The sequence below is a fragment of the Streptomyces sp. NPDC007162 genome (assembly GCF_040634175.1).
Taxonomy (GTDB): Bacteria; Actinomycetota; Actinomycetes; order Streptomycetales; family Streptomycetaceae; genus Streptomyces.
This window is the reverse complement of the sequence record NZ_JBEYFC010000792.1, coordinates 1-2933: the sequence shown is the minus strand read 5'-3', so window position 1 is coordinate 2933 and position 2933 is coordinate 1. Positions and strand designations below refer to the sequence as shown.

At 71.9% G+C, this 2933-nt stretch carries 4 protein-coding genes; all 4 read right to left on the bottom strand.

Translation table 11 applies throughout. The annotated features are described in order from the left end of the window. Positions 1–453: exodeoxyribonuclease III (locus tag ABZ646_RS44010; RefSeq protein ID WP_360532672.1), on the bottom strand; the 453-nt coding region annotated here is incomplete at its 3' end. Between the two features lie 36 nt (positions 454–489). Continuing rightward, entirely contained in the window at positions 490–1125 is a 636-nt protein-coding gene (locus tag ABZ646_RS44005) for an MBL fold metallo-hydrolase (RefSeq protein WP_360532669.1), read from the bottom strand. A gap of 28 nt (positions 1126–1153) precedes the next feature. Then, positions 1154–2485, bottom strand: a complete 1332-nt coding sequence (pcaC, locus tag ABZ646_RS44000) for a 4-carboxymuconolactone decarboxylase (protein WP_360532666.1) — start codon at positions 2483–2485, stop codon at positions 1154–1156. Between the two features lie 32 nt (positions 2486–2517). After that, positions 2518–2933 (bottom strand): IS110 family transposase (locus ABZ646_RS43995; RefSeq protein ID WP_360532663.1); only part of this gene is annotated, 416 nt, incomplete at its 5' end.

The window sequence follows — 2933 nt, the reverse complement described above, 5'->3', positions numbered from 1 at the left end:
GCCGAGGGCCCGGTGCCGCCTCGGGGAGAGCCTCCTCGGCGGGCGCACCCAGCAGGGCGAGGTGAGCGCCTCGAACCACCGGAGCTTGTACGCGTAGTGCGGGTGGTCCACCTCGCGGCCGTTGGGCACGTACACCGACCAGACGCGGACCGGGCCGCAGGTCGCCGAGATCGCGCGGGGTTCCACGCCGCCGTCGTAGCCCGTGTCGCCGGGCAGGCCCTTGACGACGTCCTCCAGGCCGGCCTTGGAGAGCACCGCCACGCCGTTCCACCTGCCGGTGGCGTGGACCGCCGCCTCGTAGCCCAGCTCGCGCAATGGCCCGAACGGGAACTGCTCCTCGGCGACCTTGGCCTCCTGGAGGCAGAGCACGTCGGTGCCGCTGCTCTCCAGCCAGGCCAGGAGCCTCGGCAGGCGGGCGGTGATCGAGTTCACGTTCCAGGTCGCGATGCGCATGCCTGACAACCTACCGGGCGCCTCTGACAACCTGCCTCAGACGTCCGCCGAGGTCCCCGGCGCCAGCCGCCGGTGGTCCGCGCCGCCCAGGGCCCCGATCTGGTGGTCGTAGATCGGCCGGGCGAGATCGGTGAGCAGGGCGTCGTGGATGTCGTAGGCGCGCTGCGGCTTCACCTCGCGGACGTAGTCGATGACCTCGGAGATCTTGTTCCAGGGGGCCATCACCGGGAGCATCAGCGTCTGCACGGGGCGGTCGGGGACGGTGAGGGCGTCGCCGGGGTGGAAGAGCCTGCCGTCGTCGATCAGGTAGCCGACGTTCGTGATGCGCGGGATGTCCGGGTGGATCACCGCGTGCAGTTCGCCGTGCACCTGGACGTCGAAGCCGGCCGCGGTGAACGCGTCACCGTGGCCGACGGTGTGCACCCGGCCCGGGAAGGCGGCCGCGAGCCGGTCGGCGACGGACTTCAGGGTCCAGACCTCGGTGGCCGGGTCGGCCTCCAGCGCCGCCCGCAGCCGGCCCTCGTCGAAGTGGTCGGGGTGCTCGTGCGTGACCAGGATCGCGTCCGCGCCGACGGCCGCGTCCTGCTCGCTGAACCCGCCGGGGTCGAGGACGAGCGTGCGCCCGTCCTTCTCCAGGCGCACGCACGCATGCGACTTCTTGGTGAGCTTCATGGTGACCATCCTGCCCCCACGGCGGCCCTCAGTCCTCGGGAGTGGTCTCCTCCCGGATGACCTGCTGGGCGACCCGGAAGGCACTGCTCGCCGCCGGCATCCCGCAGTACACCGCCGCCTGCAGCAGCACTTCCTTGATCTCGTCCGGGGTCAGACCGTTGCGCAGGGCCGCCCGGACGTGGAAGCCCAGTTCCTCCAGGTGGCCACCCGCGACCAGCGCGGTGAGCGTGACACAGCTGCGCGAACGCCGGTCGAGTCCGGGCCGGTCCCAGATCTCGCCCCAGGCGTAGCGGGTGACGAGGTCCTGGAAGTCCCCGGAGAACTCGTCGGCCTGCGCCAGCACCCGGTCCACGTGCGCGTCCCCGAGCACCTCCCGGCGGACCTTCAGCCCCGCGTCGTACGGGTCGGGCCGGCCGAACGGCTGCGGCGCCGCGGCGGCCGGGGCGATCTCGGCGATCGGCTTGACCTGGGGTGCCACCTGGGGCGTGGGCTGGAGCACGACCTGGGGTCCGGCGGCCGGCACCGGTTGGGCGGGGGCGGCCGGAATGGCCATCTGGCCGGTGGTGGAGTCGAAGGCGGGCTGCCAGGCGGTGGAGAAGTGCCGGACGAGCAGGTCGGTGACGGCGGCGGGCTGCTCGACGGGGACCAGGTGGGAGGCGCCGGGTACCACCGCGAGCCGGGCGTCCGGGATCCCGGCGACCAGGGTACGGGCCTCGGCGGGGCCGGTGACCTGGTCGTCCGAGCCGACCAGGACGAGCGTCGGCACGCCGATCCGGCCGAGCTCCGTGCGGACGTCGAAGCCGGCCAGCGCCTCGCAGGCGGCGATGTAGCAGCCGGGGTCGGTGGTGCGCACCATCTGCACGGCCCACTCGGTGATGGCGGGCTGCGCCGCGGCGAAACCGCCGGTGAACCAGCGGTCGGGCGAGGTCCGGGCGATCGGGTCGAGACCGTTGGTCCGCACGATCACCCCGCGCTGGCGGAACTCGTCCGCCGTCCCGAACCGGGGCGATGCGGCGACCAGCGCGAGCGAGGCGATCCGTTCCGGGTGCCGCAGGGCCAGCTCCATGCCGACGGCACCGCCGAGCGCACAGCCCGCGTAGCCGAAGCGCTGCACGCCGAAGGAGTCGAGGGTGAGCAGCAGCCGGGCGGTCAGCTCGGCGACGGAACCGGCCGGGTGCGCCGGCGCGCCGCCGTGCCCGGGCAGGTCGTAGCGGAAGACCCGCCACTGCTGGGTCAGCTCCGGGATCTGCCGGTCCCACATGTGCCATGTGGTACCCAGTGAGGGACCCAAGATCAGGACCGGAGCGTCTTCTGGCCCGTCAAAGCGGTATTGCAGGGTGTTCGGGGGTGTCTCACTCACGCCCCAGACCCTCTCACGTCTCACGGACGCCCCTATAACGCAGGGGTGCGGGAAACCGGTCTGACCAGGTTGAAGACCTCGCGGGCCGCATATCGCTTGAGGCATCGGATGATCTCACGTCGGGTCTTGCCCTCCTGGGTGCGGCGTTCGCAGTACGCCTGGGTGCGCGGGTCGTGGCGCAGCCGGGTGAAGACGATGCGGTGCAGGGCGGCGTTGGCCTGCCGGTCGCCGCCGTAGTTGAGCCGGCGCGTGCTCCGACGGCCAGAGGAGTACTCGATGGGGCTGACTCCGCAAAGGGCAGCAAAGGACGCTTCGGTGTTCAGCCGCTCGGGGTTGTCCCCCATGGTGATCAGGAGAGTGACCGCGCTGTCCGGACCGATACCCACCGGTACGAGCAGCTGTGGGGCGTGACGTTCGACGAGCCGGGTCAGGCGTTGATTCAGCTCAT